Source organism: Novosphingobium sp., from assembly GCF_019748365.1.
Classification (GTDB): Bacteria; Pseudomonadota; Alphaproteobacteria; order Sphingomonadales; family Sphingomonadaceae; genus Novosphingobium.
The window spans coordinates 1-18,801 of sequence record NZ_JAIEPN010000102.1; the positions used below are offsets into that span (position 1 = coordinate 1).

The following is an 18,801-nucleotide window of genomic DNA, read 5'->3' on the forward strand; positions in this document are numbered from 1 at the left end:
TTGCGCATCTTGGTGTCGTAATCGTGGTCATCGATGTTCGGACGCATCTTGATCTCCTTGATCTCCTGCGTCTTCTGGCTCTTGCGGGCGAGGTTGGCCTTCTTCTGCGCTTCGTAGCGGAACTTGCCCACATCGAGGAACTTGCAGACCGGCGGATCGGCGTTGGGGGAAACCTCGACGAGATCGAGCCCGACTTCGTTGGCCTGCTCGATGGCTTCGCGGGTGTACATGACGCCCAGATTTTCGCCGTTCTCATCAATCACGCGCACCTTGGGCACGGTGATGAGCTGGTTGTAGCGGGGGCCGGTCTTTACAGGGGGCGCCATCATGCGCCGGGGTGGGGGGGCTATAGTGCTTGCTCCTGATGTTTCAAAAATGGGGGAGGGCTATGCGCCTGCCCCCGCGCGCTCATATCACAATGCGGCAGCAGATAAAGCGGGAAGGTTGGTTTGGGGTTAAACGGTTTTGGGGAGGTTCAGCCTCCGGGCCCAGGTGATTGCAGCTCAGGATTGCTTCGATCCGCTCGCCATGACGAGATCGGGCGTGATCAGGCGCTGCGCCAGAGGGGGAAACGGGCGAGCTTGCCGGCAGCGGGGACCAGCGCATCGATCGCGCGGGCGGGCTGGAGCGCGCCGAGGATGGCGGGATCGGCCGCGTTCATGCCGCCGGTGAGGGCACCGAAGGCGGGGAGAATGAGGCGGCGCTCGCTGGCGACGGCGCAAGGGCGCGCGACGCTGCGGCCGCGCGCGGTGACGCGCAGCTTGGGGTGGAAGTGGCCGGAAAGCTCCGCGCCCGTCTCGCCCGGGCGGGCTTCGTGGCGCAGTGCGATGCCGCGCACGGTGAGTTCGGGGACCCCTTGGGCCTCAACGCTCGTCTCCTGGCAATCGTGGTTGCCGGTGATCCAGACCCAGTCGGTCGCGCACATCAGGGCATCGAGCATGCCGGCGGCATGGGGTTCGAGCCGGGCGGGGCCGTGGCTGTCGTGGAAGTTGTCGCCGAGGCAGAGCACGCGGCGCGCCCCGGTCTCGCGCAGGGCATCCGCGATTCGGGACAGCGTCTCGCGGCTGTCGTAAGGCGGGAGCATCTGGCCGCGCTGGGCGTACCAGCTGGCCTTTTCGAGGTGCAGATCGGCGACGATCAGCGCGCGTTCCTCGGCCCAATAGAGCGCGCGGCTGGGGGCGAGCGCGAATTCCTGATCCGCAAACTCGAAAGGCGCGCCAAATGCCGTGAACGAAACGGGAACCATGGACAGGCCTTGCCGGATTGCGTTTGGCTTGGCAAGACTTGGCGCATGAGCATTGCACAAGAGGCCGGAGAGGCCGTCGCGAAAGAGGATTGGAGCGCGGAAACTGGCCGCGCGCGGGTCTGGTTCGAAAGCCTGCGGGACCGGATCTGTGCCGAGTTCGAGGCGATCGAGCGCGAGGCGGGGAGCGATGCGAGCTTCACCTACACGCCGTGGAAGCGCGAGCATCATGGCGAGCCGGTCCCCGATGGCGGCGGCGGCGTGCAGGGCCTGATGAAGGGCAAGGTGTTCGAGAAAGTCGGCGTCAACGTCTCGACCGTGGGCGGCACCTTCAGCGCGGACTTTGCCAAGACGATGAACGGCGCGGACCCGGACAACCCGGCGTTTACCGCGACGGGGATCAGCCTGGTGGCGCATATGGCGAACCCGCACGTGCCCGCCGTCCATATGAACACGCGCTTCCTGACGACGCGGAAAGCATGGTTCGGCGGCGGCGGCGATCTTAACCCGCCGATCCCCTATGCCGAGGATACGGCCGATTTCCACGCCAGCTACAAGGCGGCCTGCGACGCGCACGATCCGGCCTACTACGACAAGTTCAAGGCCTGGGCGGACGACTACTTCTACATCCCCCACCGCAAGGTGCACCGCGGGGTCGGCGGCATTTTCTACGACCACCTCGAATGCGCGGACGAGGCTGCGTTCGAGGCGAACTTTGCGTTTACCCGCGATGTGGGCGATGCGTTCCTCAACGTCTATCCGGCGCTGGTGCGGCGGCGGATGAACATGGAGTGGACGCCGGAAGACAAGCTCAAGCAGCTGACTTGGCGCGGGCGCTATGCCGAGTTCAATCTGGTCTATGACCGGGGGACGCTGTTCGGCCTCAAGACCGGAGGCAATATCGATGCGATCCTGATGAGCTTGCCGCCCGAGGCGAACTGGGAGTGAGCTGAGTTGAACCCCGGATCGAGTCCGGGGTGACGGGAAACGCAGGGACAGTCCCCAAAATGGGGCCTGTCCCTATTTTTTGGCCCTATTTCTTTGCCTGCTGCGGCGCCCACGTCGTCCAGACCAGCCCGACGAGGATCGCGGCAGGGATGGGCATCAGGTTGAGCCCCAGCGGCAGCGCGGCGGCGCGGGTGGCGAGCGGCGAGAGCCAGATCAGCACCAGCAGCGTCTTTTCCCACGGCCGCCAGCCTTCGCGGCGCGCCATGCCGAGCAGGAAGGCGATCGGCATGATCAGGAAGGGCAGATCGTAGCTGAACAGGTAGGGCGAGGCGAGCGCGGTGGCGGCGAGCAGCATGGCACCGGCGGCTTCGTCCGAAGGGGCGCGGCGCCAATAGAGGCAGGCCAGCGCGCCGGTGATGACCGTGATGACCGCCTGTCCATAAAGGGCGACGGTCGTGCCTAAGAGAACGCGCAAGGCGGCATAGGGCGTGCACATGCGCAGAAAGAACTCGGCGCTCGGCTGGCTCATCAGGATGCGGCTGACCTCGAAGCTCTGCGGCCAGGCGCGCCAGGTGTCGAGGCCGAAGACCGCCAGCGAGGCAAGGCACAGCGCGATGGCCGAGGCGGCGGCAGCGGCGATGGCTGTCCATTTGCGCCCGGCGGCGAGCCAGAAGGGAACGAGGAGCGCGAGGTGCGGCTTGATCACGAGGAGGCCGAACAGCGCGCCCGAAAGCGCCTGCGAGCGGCGCAGGGTCAGAACCGCCGCGATCAGCAGCGCGCCGGTGACGAAGCCGTTCTGCGCGTGGCTGGCGGCGAGATAGGCGGCGGGGAAGGCCAGCACGATGAGCGCGCCTGCCGCCCCCGCATCGGGGAGCGCGCGGCGGGCGACGAGGAACCACAGCGCCCAGCCGGCGAGCGCCCAGACGATCCACGCCGCCGCATAGGGCAGGAGGCCCAGCGGTGCGACGAGGAACAGGTAGGGCGGCGGGTTGACGTAGGCGACCATCTGGCCGGTGCCGGCGGCCATCTGCGCGGCCTGTTCGGCGGCCAGATCGTAGACGCGCGGCGCGGGGCCGGTGGCGAGGAGGCGCCCGGCGCCCCAGAACGCGAGGAAATCGCTGCCCACGGTGCCGGTCGCCTCGCGGAACACCTTCACCATCATGGGAATATAGGCGACGAGGATCATCGCGGCGTAGACCCGCACACGGGGCGCATCGAGCCAGGAGAGAGTGCGCAGGTTCGCCTTGAGCCTGTCGCCGTGGGTTTGGTCGCTCATCGGCTCCTTACGTGCCGCTGCGGTCTCGCAATGGCAACATCTGCATGAAAGATTTGCCCGATGGAGGCATTTCCCCTTGTCGTAGCCGCCGGGCCGGGGCCATCTAGGGCGGAGATGCTGCGTCAGTACGAACTTGTCGAACGTGTGCTCGCCTATGATCCCGATGCGGACGAGGCGATGCTGAACCGTGCCTATGTCTATACCGTGCAGAAACACGGCACGCAGAAACGCGCTTCGGGCGACCCGTACTTCTCGCACCCGGTCGAAGTTGCCGGCCTGATGACCGAGCTCAAGCTCGATCAGGAAACGATCATCACCGCGCTGCTCCACGATACGGTGGAGGATACGCTCGCCACGGTCGAGGAAGTGGAGCGGCTGTTCGGCCCCGAAGTGGCGCGGCTGGTCGATGGCGTCACCAAGCTCTCCAAGATCGAGACGATGAGCGACAAGGAGCGCGCGGCAGAGAACTTGCGCAAGTTCCTCCTCGCGATGAGCGAGGACTTGCGCGTGCTGCTGGTCAAGCTGGCGGACCGGCTGCACAACATGCGCACGCTGCACTACATCAAGAGCGAGGAAAAACGCCGCCGCATCGCGCGCGAGACCATGGATATCTACGCCCCGCTGGCCGAGCGCGTGGGCATGTACGAATATATGCGCGAGATGCAGCTGCTGGCCTTCGAGCAGCTGGAGCCCGAGGCCTATGCCACGATCACCGGGCGGCTGAGCGCGATCAAGAGCGAGGAAGGCGCGCAGGTCGGCTCGATCGCGCTGTCGATCAAGCAGGCACTCGCCGAGGCGGGGCTCAAGGTCGAGGTTTCCGGCCGCGAGAAGCACCCCTTCTCGATCTGGCGCAAGATGGCCGAGCGCCATGTGAGCTTCGAGCAGATCACCGACATCATGGCTTTCCGCGTGCTGACCGAGAGCGAGGCGGACTGCTACACCGCGCTGGGCGTGCTGCACCGGACCTGGCAGATGATCCCCGGGCGGTTCAAGGACTACATCTCTACGCCGAAGATGAACGGCTACAAGAGCCTGCACACTTCGCTGATCTACAACAATGCGATGCGCGTCGAAGTTCAGATCAAGACGCACGAGATGCACCGGATCAACGAGTTCGGCCTTGCCGCGCACTGGGCCTACAAGCAGGGCGCGCTGCCGGACGGGCAAGTCGGCTGGGTGCGCGATCTGGTCGAGATTCTCGAGGCGAGCAGCGACGCGGACGAGCTGCTCGAGAACACCAAGATGGCGATCTATCAGGACCGCATCTTTGCTTTCACGCCCAAGGGTGCGCTCTATCAGCTGCCCAAGGGCGCGACGCCGATCGACTTTGCCTTTGCCGTGCACACCAATCTCGGCGCACAGGCAGTGGGCGCGAAGATCAACGGGCGGCACGTGCCGCTGCGCACGCCGCTGGGCAATGGCGACGTGGTGGAGATCATCAAGAGCCGCAGCAGCGAGCCGCAGCTATCGTGGCTGGCCTTCGTCGTCACCGGCAAGGCGCGCGCCGCGATCCGCCGCGCGGTGCGCCAGAAGGAACGCGCCGAAATCGCCGAGATCGGGCGCAAGCTCTACGAGGAAATCGCCGACCGCCTGCCGAGCAAGATCGGCAAGAAGGCGCTGAGCGACGCGATCAAGCGGCTGAAATACGCCAGCGAGGAAGAGCTGATGGTCGCCATCGGCAGCGCCAAGATCGACGACCGGCAGGTGATGGAAGCGCTGGTGCCCGGCAGCGCCAGGAACCTGCCCGCCACCGAAGGCTGGCCGAGCCAGCAGCGCGCGATCGCGGTGCGCGGGCTGACGCCGGGCATGGCCTTCAAGCTGGCCGATTGCTGCCACCCGGTGCCGGGAGACCGCATCGTGGGGCTGAGGCGGCTGGGGCAGGGCGTGACGGTCCACGCGATCGACTGCATGAGCCTCGCCAGCGGAATCGATGCCGACTGGATCGACCTTTCATGGGACGCGCGCACCGATGGCGCGGTGGGGCGGATCAGGGCCGAGCTTTACAACCGGCCGGGGACGCTCGCCGAAATGGCGGGTGTTTTTGCGAAAAACCACGCCAATGTGGTTAATCTGGAAATGACCCAGCGAGAGAACCCGTTCCATACTTATGAAGTGGACCTCGAGGTGCGCGATCTGGCGCATCTGACGCGGATCGTAAGCGCATTGCGGGCGAGCGACGCGGTGGCGCAGGCGGACCGGATCTGAGGAGGGCGCCGCGATATCCTCGCGGGTGAAGTGGCCGCGCAGGGGGTGATGGCAATCGGCGGGGGCGCTGCAGAGGCTGCGCGGTCTCGCCTCTGGCGGCGGATTGCGCGTTCAGGCCTGATCGACTGGTTGCGCCCACCGCCAGCGGCAGACCGTCCGCCAAGCGGCTCCCCCATGCCGGATCGGCAAAGAAAAGCCCGGCCCCCCGCCTGGGCAGGGAGCCGGGCCTTGCAATGTCACTTCAGCTCAGGCCGCGTGGCTGCGCCGTGCCAGTTCGCACTGTGACCAGATATCGGTCAGCGCTTCGAGCAGCCGGTCGATATCGCCATCGGTGTGGACGGGCGAGGGCGTGATGCGCAGCCGCTCCGTGCCGCGCGGCACGGTGGGATAGTTGATCGGCTGGACGTAGATGCCGTGGTTGTCGAGCAGCCAGTCGCTGATCATCTTGCACTTGCGCGCGTCGCCCACCATCACCGGGATGATGTGGCTCGGGTTGTCGAGGTGCGGGATGCCCAGCGCATTGAGCCTGCGGCGCACCGTGCTTACCCGGTCGCGGTGGCGGGCGCGTTCGTGCCCGCTCAGCTTCAGATGCTGGATGCTGGCGCAGGCGCCGGCCGCAAGGGCAGGGGGGATCGCCGTGGTGAAGATGAAGCCCGAGGCGAAGCTGCGGACATAATCGCACAGCGCTTCGGAGGCCGCGATATAGCCGCCCATTACGCCGAAGGCCTTGCCCAGCGTGCCTTCGATCACGTCGATGCGGTCCATCAGTCCTTCGCGTTCGGCAACGCCGCCGCCGCGCGGGCCATAGAGGCCGACGCCGTGGACTTCGTCGATGTAGGACAGCGCGCCGTGCGCCTCGCAGACTTCGACGATCTCGCGGATCGGCGAGATATCGCCGTCCATCGAATAGACGCTTTCGAACGCGACCAGCTTGGCGCGACCCGGTGCGACCTGGCTGAGCTTGCGATCAAGATCGCGCCAGTCGTTGTGCTTCCAGATCACCCGCTCGGCCTGGCTGTGGCGGATGCCCTCGATCATCGAGGCGTGGTTGCCCGCGTCCGAGAACACCACGCAATCGGGCAGGCGCGCGGCCAGCGTGCCGAGCGCCGCCCAGTTCGAGACATAGCCCGAAGTGAACAGCAGCGCGGCTTCCTTGTGGTGGAGATCGGCGAGTTCGGCTTCCAGCAGCGCGTGATGGCGGTTGGTGCCCGAAATGTTGCGCGTGCCGCCCGCACCCGCGCCGCATTCGTCGATCACGGTGTGCATCGCGTCCAGCACCTTGGGGTGCTGTCCCATGCCGAGGTAGTCGTTCGAACACCAGACGGTCACTTCCTGAGTGCCGCCGTCCACATGGCGTGTCGCCTTGGGGAAGGAGCCGCGATGGCGCTCCAGTTCGGCGAAGATGCGATAACGCCCTTCACCGCGGATGCCATCGAGTTCCTGTGTAAAGAAGGCCTCATAGTCCATGGCCGAAAAACCCCTTCCCTTGTAATCCTAAGGGCCTGATTGCTCAGGCGTTCATCCGGTTGTTGCGGCCAGGCAGAGCCCAGCCCCAAAGTGCGCCGTCGCGAAACGGCAAGGCGAGAAACACGTGTTCGAGAACGCCGAGCGCAGCCATCGCGAAAAGCAGGCTGGCGCGGACGGCTTCGGTACTGCCGGCGGGCGCGGAAAGCGCCGCATTGCCGAGCAGCGCGGCGAGGACCACCGTGAAGACCAGCGCGGCGCCCAGCGCCGGCGAAAAGCGGCGCGGGCCGAAATAGCTGCGCAGGTAATCGAGGTGCGGCGGCAGGAGATCGCCGACCTGGCTCGGCACCCCGGCAAACAGCGCGAACTTGCTTGCCAGCCGCAACGCGAGCAGTAGCACGAAGACTTCGGCGCCAGTGGGGTTCACCGCGTTCCAGCCCAGCGACATCAGCATCAGCGCGGTGAGGGCGAGAGCAACCTCGTGGTAGATCAGCGTCGATCCTGCATCGATGAAGCGGTCCCAGCCGCGCGCGGACGGGTTGCTCGGCTCGCGGCGCGGGCCGGCGACAGCGCCCATGAGGAAGCTCGCCTCATGCCACGACCACACCATGAGCGCGCCGACGAAGCCGATATAGGCCCCCGCCATGCCGGGCATGACCGAGCCGACGACGACCGCGACGAGGCCGAGAATGCCCCCGGCTCCCGCCAGCGCCAGGGCGCGGGGGAAGGTGGCGCGGTCGCGGTTGTCCAACCACGCGATCAGCCCGGTGGCGAAGAACCACACGAGCAGCGTGACCACCATGGGCACGGCATGGCCGGAAAAGCTCACCACGAAGGCTGCATCCGCACCGAGGCAGGCAGCGCGTTTTCACGGGTGCGGTGGAAGTACATCCGCGCGAAGGCGAGGCCGGCAGCGGCGACCCCGGTGTAGCGCTGGAATGCGCCCGCCACGCCGCCGCGCGCCTTGCCGTCGGCAATGCGGTTGCTGGCGTTCAGCAGATCGTCCATCCGGCGGCGGAAGGCGGGATCATCGGTTTCCAGCTCGATCGGGAAGACCTGACGGGTGATCGCGGTGCAGACCGAGAAGACCTTGTAGTCATACTCGGTCGGATCGACGCCAAGCGCCTTGTGGAACACCGGGCGGGCATGATCGCGCACATACATCGTCGCGTAGACCGACAGCAGGAAGAAGCGGATCCACAGGCGGTTGAGCCCGGTCAGCAGCTTCGGATCGGCGCGCATGAGGAGGGCGAAAGCCTCGCCGTGGCGGAACTCGTCGTTGCACCATTCCTCGAACCACGAAAAGATCGGGTGGAAGCGGTGCTCCGGGTGCTTGGCCAGGTGCCGGAAGATCGTGATGTAGCGTGCGTAGCCGATCTTTTCCGAAAGATAGACCGCGTACCAGATGAACTTCGGGCGGAAGTAGGTGTACTTCTTGGACTTGGTCAGGAAGCCCAGATCGACACCGATGCCGGCATCCTTCAGCGTCTCGTTGATGAACCCGGCATGGCGGCTTTCATCGCGCGCGAGGAGCTTGAACAGCATCTTCATGTCCGGATTGCGCGTGCGGCGGGCCATTTCGGAATAGAGCACGCAGCCCGAGAATTCCGAGGTCATCGAGCTCACCAGAAAGTCGGTAAACTCCTCACGCAGCGCGGGCTCCAGCCCTTCGATGATCCCCTCGAAGCTTTCCTTGCGCTTGAAGTGCAGCTTGTTGCGGTCCGCCTGCATCTCGGCGATCAGGTCGTCCCACTCTTCGCGCACCGGCGAGACGTCGATCGCATCGAGCGCGGTGAAGTCGGTGGTGTAGAAGCGCGGGCTCAGCACCGTTTCGGCGCGCGCCATCGCCAGAGTGTCCAGCTTGGCGCTGCCGCCGTTGTCGAGGTCGAGCCCGGCGGCTGCAGCGGCACGGCTGAATTCCTCGTGCGCGGATGACTGCGGGTCGATCGTGGTAGGGGCGTTCATGACGGTCTCCCGGGCGTAAAGCTGACTTCGTAGAGTTCGGTAAGGTCGAAATAGGCGGCCAGCTTGATCCACGCCCGCACCAGCGGACCGGCCCGCGTCACGGTTGCCATCCGGTCGATGGCGAGGCTTTGACCGAAGTCAACGCGGATCGGCGCGCCGTGGACCTTCACGCGGTCGCCCGGCTGCAGCTCGATATCGCCGGCAAGCCGTACATGCGCGTGGAAGTGCTCCGGCGTCTGCTCGATCTCGATGCGGCAGGGGGTATCGAACTGGCTGGAAGCCATCAGCCGGCGCCCCCGGGCAGCAGAGCGGCAAAAGCGGCGCGGTTGTCGGGGCCGAATGAGCCGAGCTCGATCGAGCGGCCGGTGCTCTTGTCATCGAGGCTCAGCGTGCCGTTCTTCCACAGCGTGAGCGTGAAGGGCGGGGTCATGCCGACGCCGCGGAAATGCCGCTCGCGCGCCATGCCGCGCATCACGCCGCGCACGAAGCCGTTGCCGGGCACGCCGTCGACGAGGACGCGCACCGTCTCGCCGGTGGTCACATCGCGCACCACCACAGCGCCGTCACCGCGATCGGTGAAGGTGAGCTCACGGACGACGGTCGGGGCAATGTGCGCCTCGCTGCGGGCCACTGCGGGGATCGCCTCGCGGTTCAGCACGCCGACCTTGACCAGCGTGGTGAGCGCGAGTGCGGTCATCACCAGGACGAGTGCCGCGGCCAGCGCGCCCTTGGGCATCGTCTGTTCATGATCGTGAACCAGGCTCATGCTGCTGCCTCCCTCGCGCCCATTGCGGGCCGCGGTGCGTTGGCCACCGGTGCCGCTTCGCTACGCTGCTGCACCGGGACAACCGCTGCGGTCGCCTTGGCGAGAATGCCCGCCGCTTCAGCCGCGTTGGGCAAGGCGCGCAGCATCGGCTGGGGCTTGGCAAAGCGGAACGGCCGGGCGTGCGGCCAGAGGATGGCATAGCCCAGCATGCTTGGCCCATCGAGCGAGAGCGCGATATCGCCATAGCCCGCGCCAAGCGTGCGCAGATCCGCGCCGCCCAGCTTCACCAGCGGCAGGTTGATGCACTTGCTGAGCGCAACGCCCACCCGCAGCACCACGCGGCGGTTGGTGATCGTGTAGACCGTGCTGCGCGCAACCAGCGCCGCGAAGCCATAGACAAGGCACATCGCCAGCACGCCGAAGCCGGCGGTGATGAGCGCCCCCAGCGGCGTACCGCCAACGAGCGCCCAGCCGACCAGCAGCGCGAAGTATCCGCCGATCCACCGCGCACCCAGCGCGCTGCGGGCAAACACCCACGCATCGGGTGCGCCCTGCCAGAGGAGTGCCTCGCCAGGAGGCAAATCACCCGGCAGGCCGCGGATCGGCTCGATATCGTGCTCTCTCACAGGATCGGCTCCTGACGGCCGGCGTTGGCGTAGAGATAGCCGCCGCCGAAGTAGCCGATCACGCGCTCTTCTTCATAACGGGTGATCTCGGTCGCGCTTTCAAGCTGCGGCACCGCGTCATAGTCCGCCGCGTTGATCGCATCGATGTTCACGCCTGCCGCACTGACCGAAGCCATTGCCATGGGGGCGAGCACCGTCTTGCCGCTGGTCGTCTCGACCTGAAGGTAGCGAACCTGGTGCTCGGCGCGGTCGATCCACAGATCGGTCACCGTGCCGGCCACCTTGCCGTCAGCCGCCGTCACCTTCATGCCACGCGGATCAGGGCCGCCCTTCCACACCGAGATGTGGTCCTCGGTCGAAAGCGGCACGATGCGGGCGCGGCCATGCGCGTCCTGATCGGGCCACTTGGCGCGGTTGGCGTAAGACGCCGGGCCGACGCCGTCGACCAGCGGATTGCCGGTCGGGACATAAGGCGCGCCTGCGAAGTTCTCGTAGCGCTTGGCGGCGATATCCACCGGCTCGCGGCCTTCGGTGCGCGGCAGGGGATAGGACACGCTGCCGCGATCGAAGGGCAGGTGGAAGGTCTTGGGCAGCGCGGTCGAAAGCGGGCCGCCCACGCTCTCGATGAAGCCGTTCATCTCGTCCTCGAGCGGATAGCCCTCGCGACGATCCTCGCGCCGCAGCCAGAAGACCAGGGCAAGGAAAAAGAGAAAGAACGCCCAGAGCGCGAGCTCTGCCACGTCAATCGAGCCAACTACATATGCCGTTTTCATCGAACGTTCCTTTCCCGGATCAGGGCCCCGGCGGCCGCAATTCCCACCACCTCAATCACTGCACCGTACTCATGTCGGAAACTCTGGTATGGCCATCTGCCCGCCGGGCAGTTCGCCGGCGATCCCGATGCGCTTGCCCGCCAGCGGACCCAGCACGACGAGCGCCGCGATCAGCATGACGATTTCAAGGCTGTAGACCGTGGCATAGCCGGCCGCGCGTCCGCCCGGGCCGCTGGCCCAGGAGACGGTGTCGCGGATCACGCCGCCCACAGCGAGCGCGCTGCCCGCAGCGGTCGCCTGCACCGCGCCCCATGCGCCCAGCGCCACGCCCGAATCGACGCGCTGCGCCAGCGCCATCGCCGCGATCAGCGTGCCGACCGAAAACAGCCCGATGCCGAAGCCGATCGATCCCGCGCCGATCGCGAGCAGGAACGGCGCGTGCAGCGGTGCGGCCAGCAGCACGAGAATGAAGGCGCAGATGCCGCCGACCATACCCGCGCCTGCCAGCCGCAGCGGATCGAAGCCGCGCTCCAGCACGCGCGTCGAAAGCGAGAAGCCGGCAATCGCGCCCATCGCCCACGAGCCTGTGAGCATCGTTGTCGAACCGACGGCGAGGCCGAGCAGTTCGGCGCCATAGGGTTCGAGCAGCGCATCCTGCATCGCAAAGGCCGCCGCGCCGAGGCCGATGGCGCAGAGCAGGCGCATCGTGTTGGGTTCGGCCACGAATTCGCGCCAGACATCGCTGAATTCCGGGGTCTTGCGGTCTTTCGCGGTCCTGCCGGGATTGCGGCCTTCCTGCTTCCACAGCGCGGTCACGTTGAGCAGCAGCGTGACGACCGCAGCGCCCTGGATCACCTGCACCAGCCGGGTCGGGCTGAAGGGCACCAGCAGCCCGCCGATCACGAAAGCGGAAACCATCATGCCGACGAGCAGCATCACATAGAGCAGAGCCACCGCGCGCGGGCGCTTGTCCTCGCGCGCAAGGTCGGTCGCCAGCGCAAGGCCTGCGGTCTGCGTCACATGAAGGCCGGCGCCGGTCAGCAGGAACGCCAGCGCGCCGCCGCCAAGGCCGGTGTAGAAGGTGCGCTGCTCGCTCATCAGCAACAGCGCGAAGGGCATGATCGCAAGACCGCCCCACTGCATCAGCGTGCCGAACCAGATATAGGGCACACGCCGCCAGCCGAGCACCGAGCGGTGGGTATCGGACTTGTGGCCGATCAGCGCGCGAAGCGGCGCAAACAGCAGCGGCATCGCGATCAGCAGCGAAACCAGCCAGGCCGGGGTGTGCAGCTCGACAATCATCACGCGGTTGAGCGTGCCATTGAGGAGCACCGTCGCCATGCCCACGCTCACCTGAAACAGCGCGAGGCGCAGCAGGCGGGAGAGCGGCAGTTCCGCGCTCGCGGCGTCGGCAAAAGGCAGCCAGCTCACCGCCACGCGCGTCCACTGGCCCGCCATCCGCGACATGCGCGATTGCGGGGCCGTGTCCGTCAAGGCGGGAGTGCCGGTCATGCTCAGTCGCGAACCAGTTCGATAGCGTTGGAGATGTAGAAGCCGCTGCCGATCCGCTCGCTGCGGCCAATGTGCCAGCCGGGCAGCGCTTCCTCGATCATCGCCATGAGATCGGCATCACGCACCGGCACGATCGCGGGGGCGCGGTCGCTGCGCGGGAACATCAGGCCCATGGTGTGCATCGCGCGCAGCATCGGGGTCGAGGGCGCGTGGGTGAACACGATCGAGCCGTCGCAGCGCTCGGCGAGCGAGACGAGCGTCGCGACGATGTCTTCGGGGCGGTAGTGGATGAGCGAATCCATCGCGACGACATGGTCGAAGCGGCCGTGTGCGGGATCGAGCATGTCGCCCACGCGCCAGTGGATGCGGCCATGGCCGAGGAAAGAGGGCTGGCGTTCGCGCGCGATGGCGACGAGCCCGCCCGCCACATCGACGCCGACCACTTCGGCCCCGCGCCGCGCAGCCAGCACGCTGAGCGCACCGGTGCCGCACCCGGCATCGAGCACGCGGCAGCGGCGCAGATCATGCGGCAGCCAGCTCAGCAGCACATCGCGCATCGCATCGCGGCCCGCGCGCACGGTGGCGCGGATGCCGCTGACTTTCGCATCCGAAGTCAGGTCGATCCACGCCTTGCGGGCGGTGCTGTCGAAATAGGTCGTCAGCTTGTCGCGCTGTGCCTCGAAGCGCGAGCCGTGGTGCTCAATGCTGGAAGATGCGCGCGTTGCCATCATTCAAACCCCAGGAAATCGAAGATATCGCGGTCCTTCATCGCCGTGGCTTCGAGCGCGGGCGCGCCAGCCCAGAGGATGCGGGCAAGATTGAGGTATTCCTCGCGCGCCGCGATCACTTCGGGGCTGTCCGGCATTTCGAAGAGCGTGCACTTCTTGAGGCGCGAGCGGCGGATCTCGTCGAGATCCTTGAAGTGGGCGAGGCGGCGCAGGCCGATGGCGCTGTTGAAGCGGTCGATCTCGTCGGTGCCGGCGGAGCGGTTGGCGACGATGCCGGCGAGGCGCACGTCGTAGTTCTTCGACTTGGCGTTGATGGCCGCGACAATGCGGTTCATCGCGAAGATGCTGTCGAAATCGTTCGCGGTCACGATGATCGCGCGTTCGGCATGCTGGAGCGGGGCGGCAAAACCGCCGCAGACCACATCGCCCAGCACGTCGAAGATCACGACGTCGGTGTCTTCGAGAAGGTGGTGCTGCTTGAGGAGCTTCACCGTCTGGCCGACGACATAGCCGCCGCAGCCGGTGCCAGCTGGCGGGCCGCCGGCCTCGACGCACATCACCCCGTTGAAGCCTTCGAACATATAGTCCTCGGGCCGCAGTTCCTCCGAATGAAATTCCACCGTTTCCAGCACGTCGATCACCGTCGGCATCAGCTTCTTGGTGAGCGTGAATGTGCTGTCATGCTTGGGATCGCAGCCGATCTGCAGCACGCGGTGGCCGAGCATCGAGAAAGCGGCGGAGAGGTTCGACGAGGTCGTCGACTTGCCGATGCCGCCCTTGCCGTAGACGGCAAAGACCTTGGCGTTGCCGATGCGGTCGGCGGGGTCGAGGCGGACTTGCACCGACCCGTCGCCATCAGGCTTGCGGACGGGGGGATCGAGAAGTGCCATGCGTTGTTTCCTTTATGCCGCGACGGCTGCGACGGACGCGGGGGCCGCGCCTGAAGGGAGAATCCCCTCAAGGCGGTCCTCAAGTTCGTCACTGGCGGCGTGGAGAGCTGCGAGTGTGGCTTCATCGGGCGACCAGAACTGGCGGTCGACCGCTTCAAGCAAGCGGTTGGCAACGCGGGCCGAAGCCCGCGGATTGAGCGCGGCCATGCGCTCACGCATCGCGGCGTCGAGCACGTAGGTTTCGCTGATGCGCTGATAGACCCAGGGATCGACTTCGCCGGTGGTGGCCGACCAGCCCATCGTGGTCGTCACATGGCCCTCGATCGCGCGCACGCCTTCATAGCCGTGGCGCAGCAGGCTTTCCTGCCACACGGGGTTGAGGATGCGGGTGCGGGTTTCGAGCGCGACCTGTTCCTGCAGGCTGCGCACCTTGCCCGAACCTTGCGTCTGGTCGCCGATATAGACCGGTGCGGTTTCGCCCTTGGCCCGCGTCACGGCGCGGCTGATCCCGCCGAGCGCATCGACATACTGGTCGATGGTGGTGATGCCGAGTTCGACGCTTTCGAGGTTCTGGTAGGCGCAATCGACCGTCTTGAGCGCCGAGGCGAGGATCGCGGCCTGGCGGACGGGCACGCCCTTCACGCCGTAGGCATAGCCCTTCTGCCGCTCGAAGCTGTCAGCCAGTTCGTCGGGATCAGTCCATGCGCCGTTGTCGATCATCAGATTGACGTTGGCGCCATAGGCCCCCTGCGCATTCGAGAAGACGCGCAGTGCAGCCGTCTCGAAGTCGCACTTGTGCTCGTCCTGATGGGCGATGGCATGGGCGCGCACGAAGTTCATCTCGAGCGGCTCGTCGGCGCTGGCGGCAAGCAGCGCGGCTTCGGCCAGCATGCGCGTCTGCAGCGGGAGGAGGTCACGGAACACGCCCGAAAGCGTGGCGATCACATCGATGCGCGGGCGGCCCAGCTCTGCCAGAGGGATCAGTTCGGCCCCGGCAAGGCGGCTGTAGCTGTCAAACCGCGGCCGCGCGCCGATGAGCGCGAGGACCTGCGCGATCTGCGCGCCCTCGCTCTTGAGGTTGTCGGTGCCCCAGAGCACCATCGCGACCGTCTCGGGCAGGTGGCCGGAATCCGCCATGCTGCGTTCGAGGAGTTTCGCCGCCTGCTCCGCGCCGTCCTTGACCGCGAAAGCCGAAGGCAGGCGGAACGGATCGAAGCCGTGGATATTGCGCCCGGTCGGCAGGATTTCCGGGGCGCGGAGCACGTCGCCGCCGGAAACCGGGCGGACGAAGCGGCCCGCCAGCGCGCGGACGATGCCGTCAAGCTCGTGGTTGGTCGAAAGCGCCGCGTTCAGCGCGCCCATGTCCTTCAGCAGCGGCGTATCGAGCTTCAGCCGGCCATCGACCAGCAGCTCGGCGGTCTGGCCCGAAAGCGGTTCGCCCCGCGCTTCGGCAGAGGCGCGCACCATGTCGATACGCTCTTCGCGGCTCGCGGCCTGGCCCGCCACGTGCAGCCCCTGCGGGATCAGCTCGCGCTCGATCTCGTAGAGCCGCGCGGCCAGCACCGGCACGTCGCTGCCATCAAGGTCCAGCGCTTCGGCCTGCTCGGCGATCAGTTCGGCCAGAAGCCCGGCCTGCTCGTCGCCCGGAGGCAGCGAACGCCAGCGCTCGACCGAGGCCTTGAGATCGGCGAGGCCCTTGTAGACGCCCGAACGGGTGAGGGCCGGGGTGAGGTAGCTCACCAGCGTCGCGCCCGAGCGGCGCTTGGCCAGCACGCCTTCCGAAGGGTTGTTCGCGGCGTAGAGATAGACGTTCGGCAGATCGCCGATCATGCGGTCCGGCCAGCACTGCGCGGTGAGGCCGGTCTGCTTGCCGGGCATGAATTCGAGGCTGCCATGCGTGCCGAAATGGAGCACGGCGTGGGCCTGAAAGTCCTCGCGCAGCCAGCGGTAGAACGCGGCGAAGGCGTGGCTCGGGGCAAAGCGGCCCTCGAACAGCAGCCGCATCGGATCGCCTTCGATGCCGATCGCGGGCTGGATGCCGACGAACACGTTGCCGAACTGCGCGCCAAGGATCTGCACCGCGCTGCCATCCGATTGCAGCTTGCCCGGCGCCGGGCCCCACGAAGCCTCGATGTCCTTGAGCCAGGTCTCGCGCGCGACGATGGTATCGGCCATGATCCGCGTGTGGACATTGGCCTCGGTGCCATAACGCGCCGAATTGCCGATCAGGATCGCCTCACGCAGCGCGTCCACGCTCTCCGGCACTTCGACCGAGTAACCTTCCGCCGCCAGCCGCTTGAGCGTGTTGTGGAGCGATTCGAACACGCTGAGGAACTGCGCCGTGCCCGCCGCGCCCGCATTCGGCGGGAAGTTGAACAGGACGACGGCGATCCGCCGCTCTGCCGCTTCCGCGCGGGCAAGGTCAATCTGCTTCACCACACGGGCGGCGAGCGCCTCGGCGCGTTCGGCGCAGCTTTCCATCTGGCGGACACCGGCCACGCCCGAACCGGCAAACGTGCAGCCCCTGGCGCAGCCGGTGCAGGCTTCGCCGCTGCCATCCGCGCGGCCGCCGAATACCATCGGCTGGATCGCGCCGTCCAGCTCGGGGATCGCGATCATCATCGTCGATTCCAAGGGCAGCAGCCCCTGCGGGTTCGCACCCCAGGCCTGAAGCGTCTGGAATTCAACGGGATGCGCGGCGAGATAGGGCCGGTCGAGCTTGGCGAGGATCGCCTCGGCCGCCGCCGTATCGTTGTAGGCCGGGCCGCCGACAAGGCTGAAACCCGTCAGGTTCACCACGGCATCGACCGTGGCCTTGCCGTCCTTCATGAACAGCGCCTCGATCGCCGGGCGGCCGTCGAGACCACCGGCGAAGGCCGGGATCACGCTGAGGCCCCGGGCCTCCAGCGCCGCAATCACGCCGTCGTAATGGCGCGCATCCTTGGCGAGCACATAGGAGCGCAGCATGAGCAGGCCGACCGTGCCACGCTTGCCCGCCGTCGCGCTGGCGGGGAGGGCCGCAGCCGTTGCCGCCATGCGCGGGGTCATGGCCGGGTGATAGACGCCGACTTCGGGATATTCGCGCGGCGCTTCGGCCTTCATCGCGCCGCGCAGGGCCGCGCGTTCGCCCGAGGCATAGCGGTCGATCAGCGCACGGATCATGTCCACCACGTTGTCGTCGCTGCCCGCGAGCCAGTATTGCAGGGTGAGGAAATAGGCGCGCACGTCCTGCGCGGTGCCCGGCACGAAGCGCAGCAGCTTGGGCAGGCGGCGCAGCATGGCCATCTGGCCCTTGCCCGAGCTGGCGCCAGGCTTGCCCGAGCCGCGCAGCTTCTTGAGCAGGCCCATCATGCCCGTGGCGGGCTTGTCCATGCGGTAGTCGCCCATGCGGGTGAGCTTGACCACTTCGCCCGCCGACATCAGGCCGACAATCGCATCGCAGCTGTCGCGCCGGGCCTCCAGCGCGGGCATCACCGCGCGGATATGGTCCTCGAGGAACAGCATCGTGCACAGGATGATGTCAGCCCGGGCAATGTCTGCACGCGCGGCATCGAGCGAACCGGGCTTCTCTTCCCAGTCGGCCGCCGCGTGAAAGCCGATCGTCACTCCGGTCCCGGCGCGGGCAAATTGGCCCTGCGCGCGCTGGAACGCGCCTGAAAGGTGGTTGTCGAGCGTGATCACGACAACCCGCACCGGCGTATCCGGGGTGGCGATGGGAGCCTTACCGCGCATAGTGGGCTTTTGCCTCGTAGAGCGTGTCGAGCGTGATAGCCGCCAGCCCCATGTCGTTCGCGTACTTCTCGGTGTTGCGCTTGGCCTTGCCGCGCACGAAGAACGGGATCTTGCGCAGTTCGCGCTCCGCCTCGTCGGTCCAGCCCGCCGAGCCGTCTGAAGCGGCGACGGGCGCGGCTTCTTCCTTGATCAGAATATCACCAGCAGGCGCGAGCACCGCTTCCGGCTTGCTGTGCGCCGGGGCCGAACCGTGGAGGTGCGAGGGGCCCGCCGCGTCGCTGAACTCGAAATCGTCGCGGAACATGGTGAGCAGGTGCTCTTCCAGGCCCATCACCAGCGGGTGGACCCAGGTATCGAAGATCACATTGGCGCCTTCGAAGCCCATCTGCGGGCTGAAGCGCGCCGGGAAATCCTGCACGTGGACGGGCGAGGAAATCACCGCGCAGGGAATGCCCAGCCGCTTGGCAATATGGCGCTCCATCTGCGTGCCGAGCACCAGTTCGGGCGCGGCGGCGGCGATGGCTTCCTCGACGGTCAGGTGATCGTCGGTGATCAGCGGCTCGAGGCCGTATTCCTTCGCGGCGGCCCGGATATCGCGCGCGAATTCGCGGTTGTAGCAGCCGATCCCGCAGACGGTGAAGCCCAGCTCCTCGTGCGCGATCCGCGCGGCGGC

General features: G+C 66.9%; 17 protein-coding genes. 2 read left to right on the forward strand and 15 right to left on the reverse strand.

What is annotated here, in order from left to right:
• Positions 1 to 329 (reverse strand): translation initiation factor IF-3 (gene infC / locus K5Q19_RS13050; RefSeq protein WP_292945840.1); only part of this gene is annotated, 329 nt, incomplete at its 3' end.
• Positions 330 to 547: 218 nt separating this feature from the next.
• The gene (gene pdeM / locus K5Q19_RS13055) at positions 548 to 1,246 is read right to left on the reverse strand and encodes a ligase-associated DNA damage response endonuclease PdeM (protein ID WP_292945842.1); all 699 of its coding nucleotides are present in this window, start codon (positions 1,244 to 1,246) and stop codon (positions 548 to 550) included.
• 45 nt (positions 1,247 to 1,291) lie between these two features.
• On the opposite strand from pdeM, the gene hemF reads away from it, so the two are divergent.
• Positions 1,292 to 2,191, forward strand: coding sequence for an oxygen-dependent coproporphyrinogen oxidase (gene hemF, locus K5Q19_RS13060; protein WP_292945844.1), 900 nt, complete (start codon positions 1,292 to 1,294; stop codon positions 2,189 to 2,191).
• A gap of 85 nt (positions 2,192 to 2,276) precedes the next feature.
• Here the strand turns inward: hemF and K5Q19_RS13065 are convergent, their stop codons facing one another.
• The gene (locus K5Q19_RS13065) at positions 2,277 to 3,467 is read right to left on the reverse strand and encodes a glycosyltransferase family 87 protein (protein ID WP_292945846.1); all 1,191 of its coding nucleotides are present in this window, start codon (positions 3,465 to 3,467) and stop codon (positions 2,277 to 2,279) included.
• A 114-nt stretch (positions 3,468 to 3,581) separates the two neighbouring features.
• Here K5Q19_RS13065 and K5Q19_RS13070 point away from each other — a divergent pair, with 114 nt between their 5' ends.
• Positions 3,582 to 5,672 carry a bifunctional (p)ppGpp synthetase/guanosine-3',5'-bis(diphosphate) 3'-pyrophosphohydrolase gene (locus K5Q19_RS13070; protein ID WP_292945872.1) on the forward strand — a complete coding sequence of 697 codons (2,091 nt, stop codon included), beginning with the start codon at positions 3,582 to 3,584 and terminating at the stop codon, positions 5,670 to 5,672.
• A gap of 246 nt (positions 5,673 to 5,918) precedes the next feature.
• On the opposite strand, the gene hemA is transcribed toward K5Q19_RS13070, so the two are convergent.
• The 12 genes from hemA to K5Q19_RS13130 all read right to left on the reverse strand — a co-directional run.
• Positions 5,919 to 7,139, reverse strand: a complete 1,221-nt coding sequence (hemA, locus tag K5Q19_RS13075; RefSeq protein ID WP_292945848.1) for a 5-aminolevulinate synthase — start codon at positions 7,137 to 7,139, stop codon at positions 5,919 to 5,921.
• A gap of 43 nt (positions 7,140 to 7,182) precedes the next feature.
• Entirely contained in the window at positions 7,183 to 7,968 is a 786-nt protein-coding gene (gene puhE / locus K5Q19_RS13080) for a putative photosynthetic complex assembly protein PuhE (RefSeq protein ID WP_292945850.1), read from the reverse strand.
• Positions 7,962 to 8,981 (reverse strand): magnesium-protoporphyrin IX monomethyl ester (oxidative) cyclase, encoded by a 1,020-nt coding sequence (gene acsF / locus K5Q19_RS13085; RefSeq protein WP_292945875.1) that lies wholly within the window; start codon positions 8,979 to 8,981, stop codon positions 7,962 to 7,964. The genes puhE and acsF overlap by 7 nt, the downstream gene beginning before the upstream one ends.
• Before the next feature lie 116 nt (positions 8,982 to 9,097).
• A complete protein-coding gene (locus K5Q19_RS13090; RefSeq protein ID WP_292945852.1) occupies positions 9,098 to 9,385 on the reverse strand; it encodes a hypothetical protein in 288 nt (95 codons plus the stop codon).
• Positions 9,385 to 9,867, reverse strand: coding sequence for a photosynthetic complex assembly protein PuhC (gene puhC / locus K5Q19_RS13095; protein ID WP_292945854.1), 483 nt, complete (start codon positions 9,865 to 9,867; stop codon positions 9,385 to 9,387). The genes K5Q19_RS13090 and puhC overlap by 1 nt, the downstream gene beginning before the upstream one ends.
• Positions 9,864 to 10,493, reverse strand: a complete 630-nt coding sequence (gene puhB, locus K5Q19_RS13100) for a photosynthetic complex putative assembly protein PuhB (protein ID WP_292945856.1) — start codon at positions 10,491 to 10,493, stop codon at positions 9,864 to 9,866. Before puhB ends, puhC begins: the two co-directional genes overlap by 4 nt.
• The gene (gene puhA / locus K5Q19_RS13105; RefSeq protein ID WP_292945859.1) at positions 10,490 to 11,266 is read right to left on the reverse strand and encodes a photosynthetic reaction center subunit H; all 777 of its coding nucleotides are present in this window, start codon (positions 11,264 to 11,266) and stop codon (positions 10,490 to 10,492) included. Before puhA ends, puhB begins: the two co-directional genes overlap by 4 nt.
• Positions 11,267 to 11,335: 69 nt before the next feature.
• Positions 11,336 to 12,733, reverse strand: a complete 1,398-nt coding sequence (locus K5Q19_RS13110; protein ID WP_292945878.1) for a BCD family MFS transporter — start codon at positions 12,731 to 12,733, stop codon at positions 11,336 to 11,338.
• A 47-nt stretch (positions 12,734 to 12,780) separates the two neighbouring features.
• Positions 12,781 to 13,506 (reverse strand): magnesium protoporphyrin IX methyltransferase, encoded by a 726-nt coding sequence (bchM, locus tag K5Q19_RS13115; RefSeq protein WP_292945862.1) that lies wholly within the window; start codon positions 13,504 to 13,506, stop codon positions 12,781 to 12,783.
• Positions 13,506 to 14,396 (reverse strand): ferredoxin:protochlorophyllide reductase (ATP-dependent) iron-sulfur ATP-binding protein, encoded by an 891-nt coding sequence (gene bchL / locus K5Q19_RS13120; RefSeq protein ID WP_292945864.1) that lies wholly within the window; start codon positions 14,394 to 14,396, stop codon positions 13,506 to 13,508. The genes bchM and bchL overlap by 1 nt, the downstream gene beginning before the upstream one ends.
• Before the next feature lie 12 nt (positions 14,397 to 14,408).
• Positions 14,409 to 18,128, reverse strand: coding sequence for a magnesium chelatase subunit H (locus K5Q19_RS13125; RefSeq protein ID WP_292945866.1), 3,720 nt, complete (start codon positions 18,126 to 18,128; stop codon positions 14,409 to 14,411).
• A partial coding sequence (locus K5Q19_RS13130) for a nitrogenase component 1 (protein ID WP_292945869.1) occupies positions 18,118 to 18,801 on the reverse strand: 684 nt, incomplete at its 5' end. The genes K5Q19_RS13125 and K5Q19_RS13130, both read right to left, overlap by 11 nt.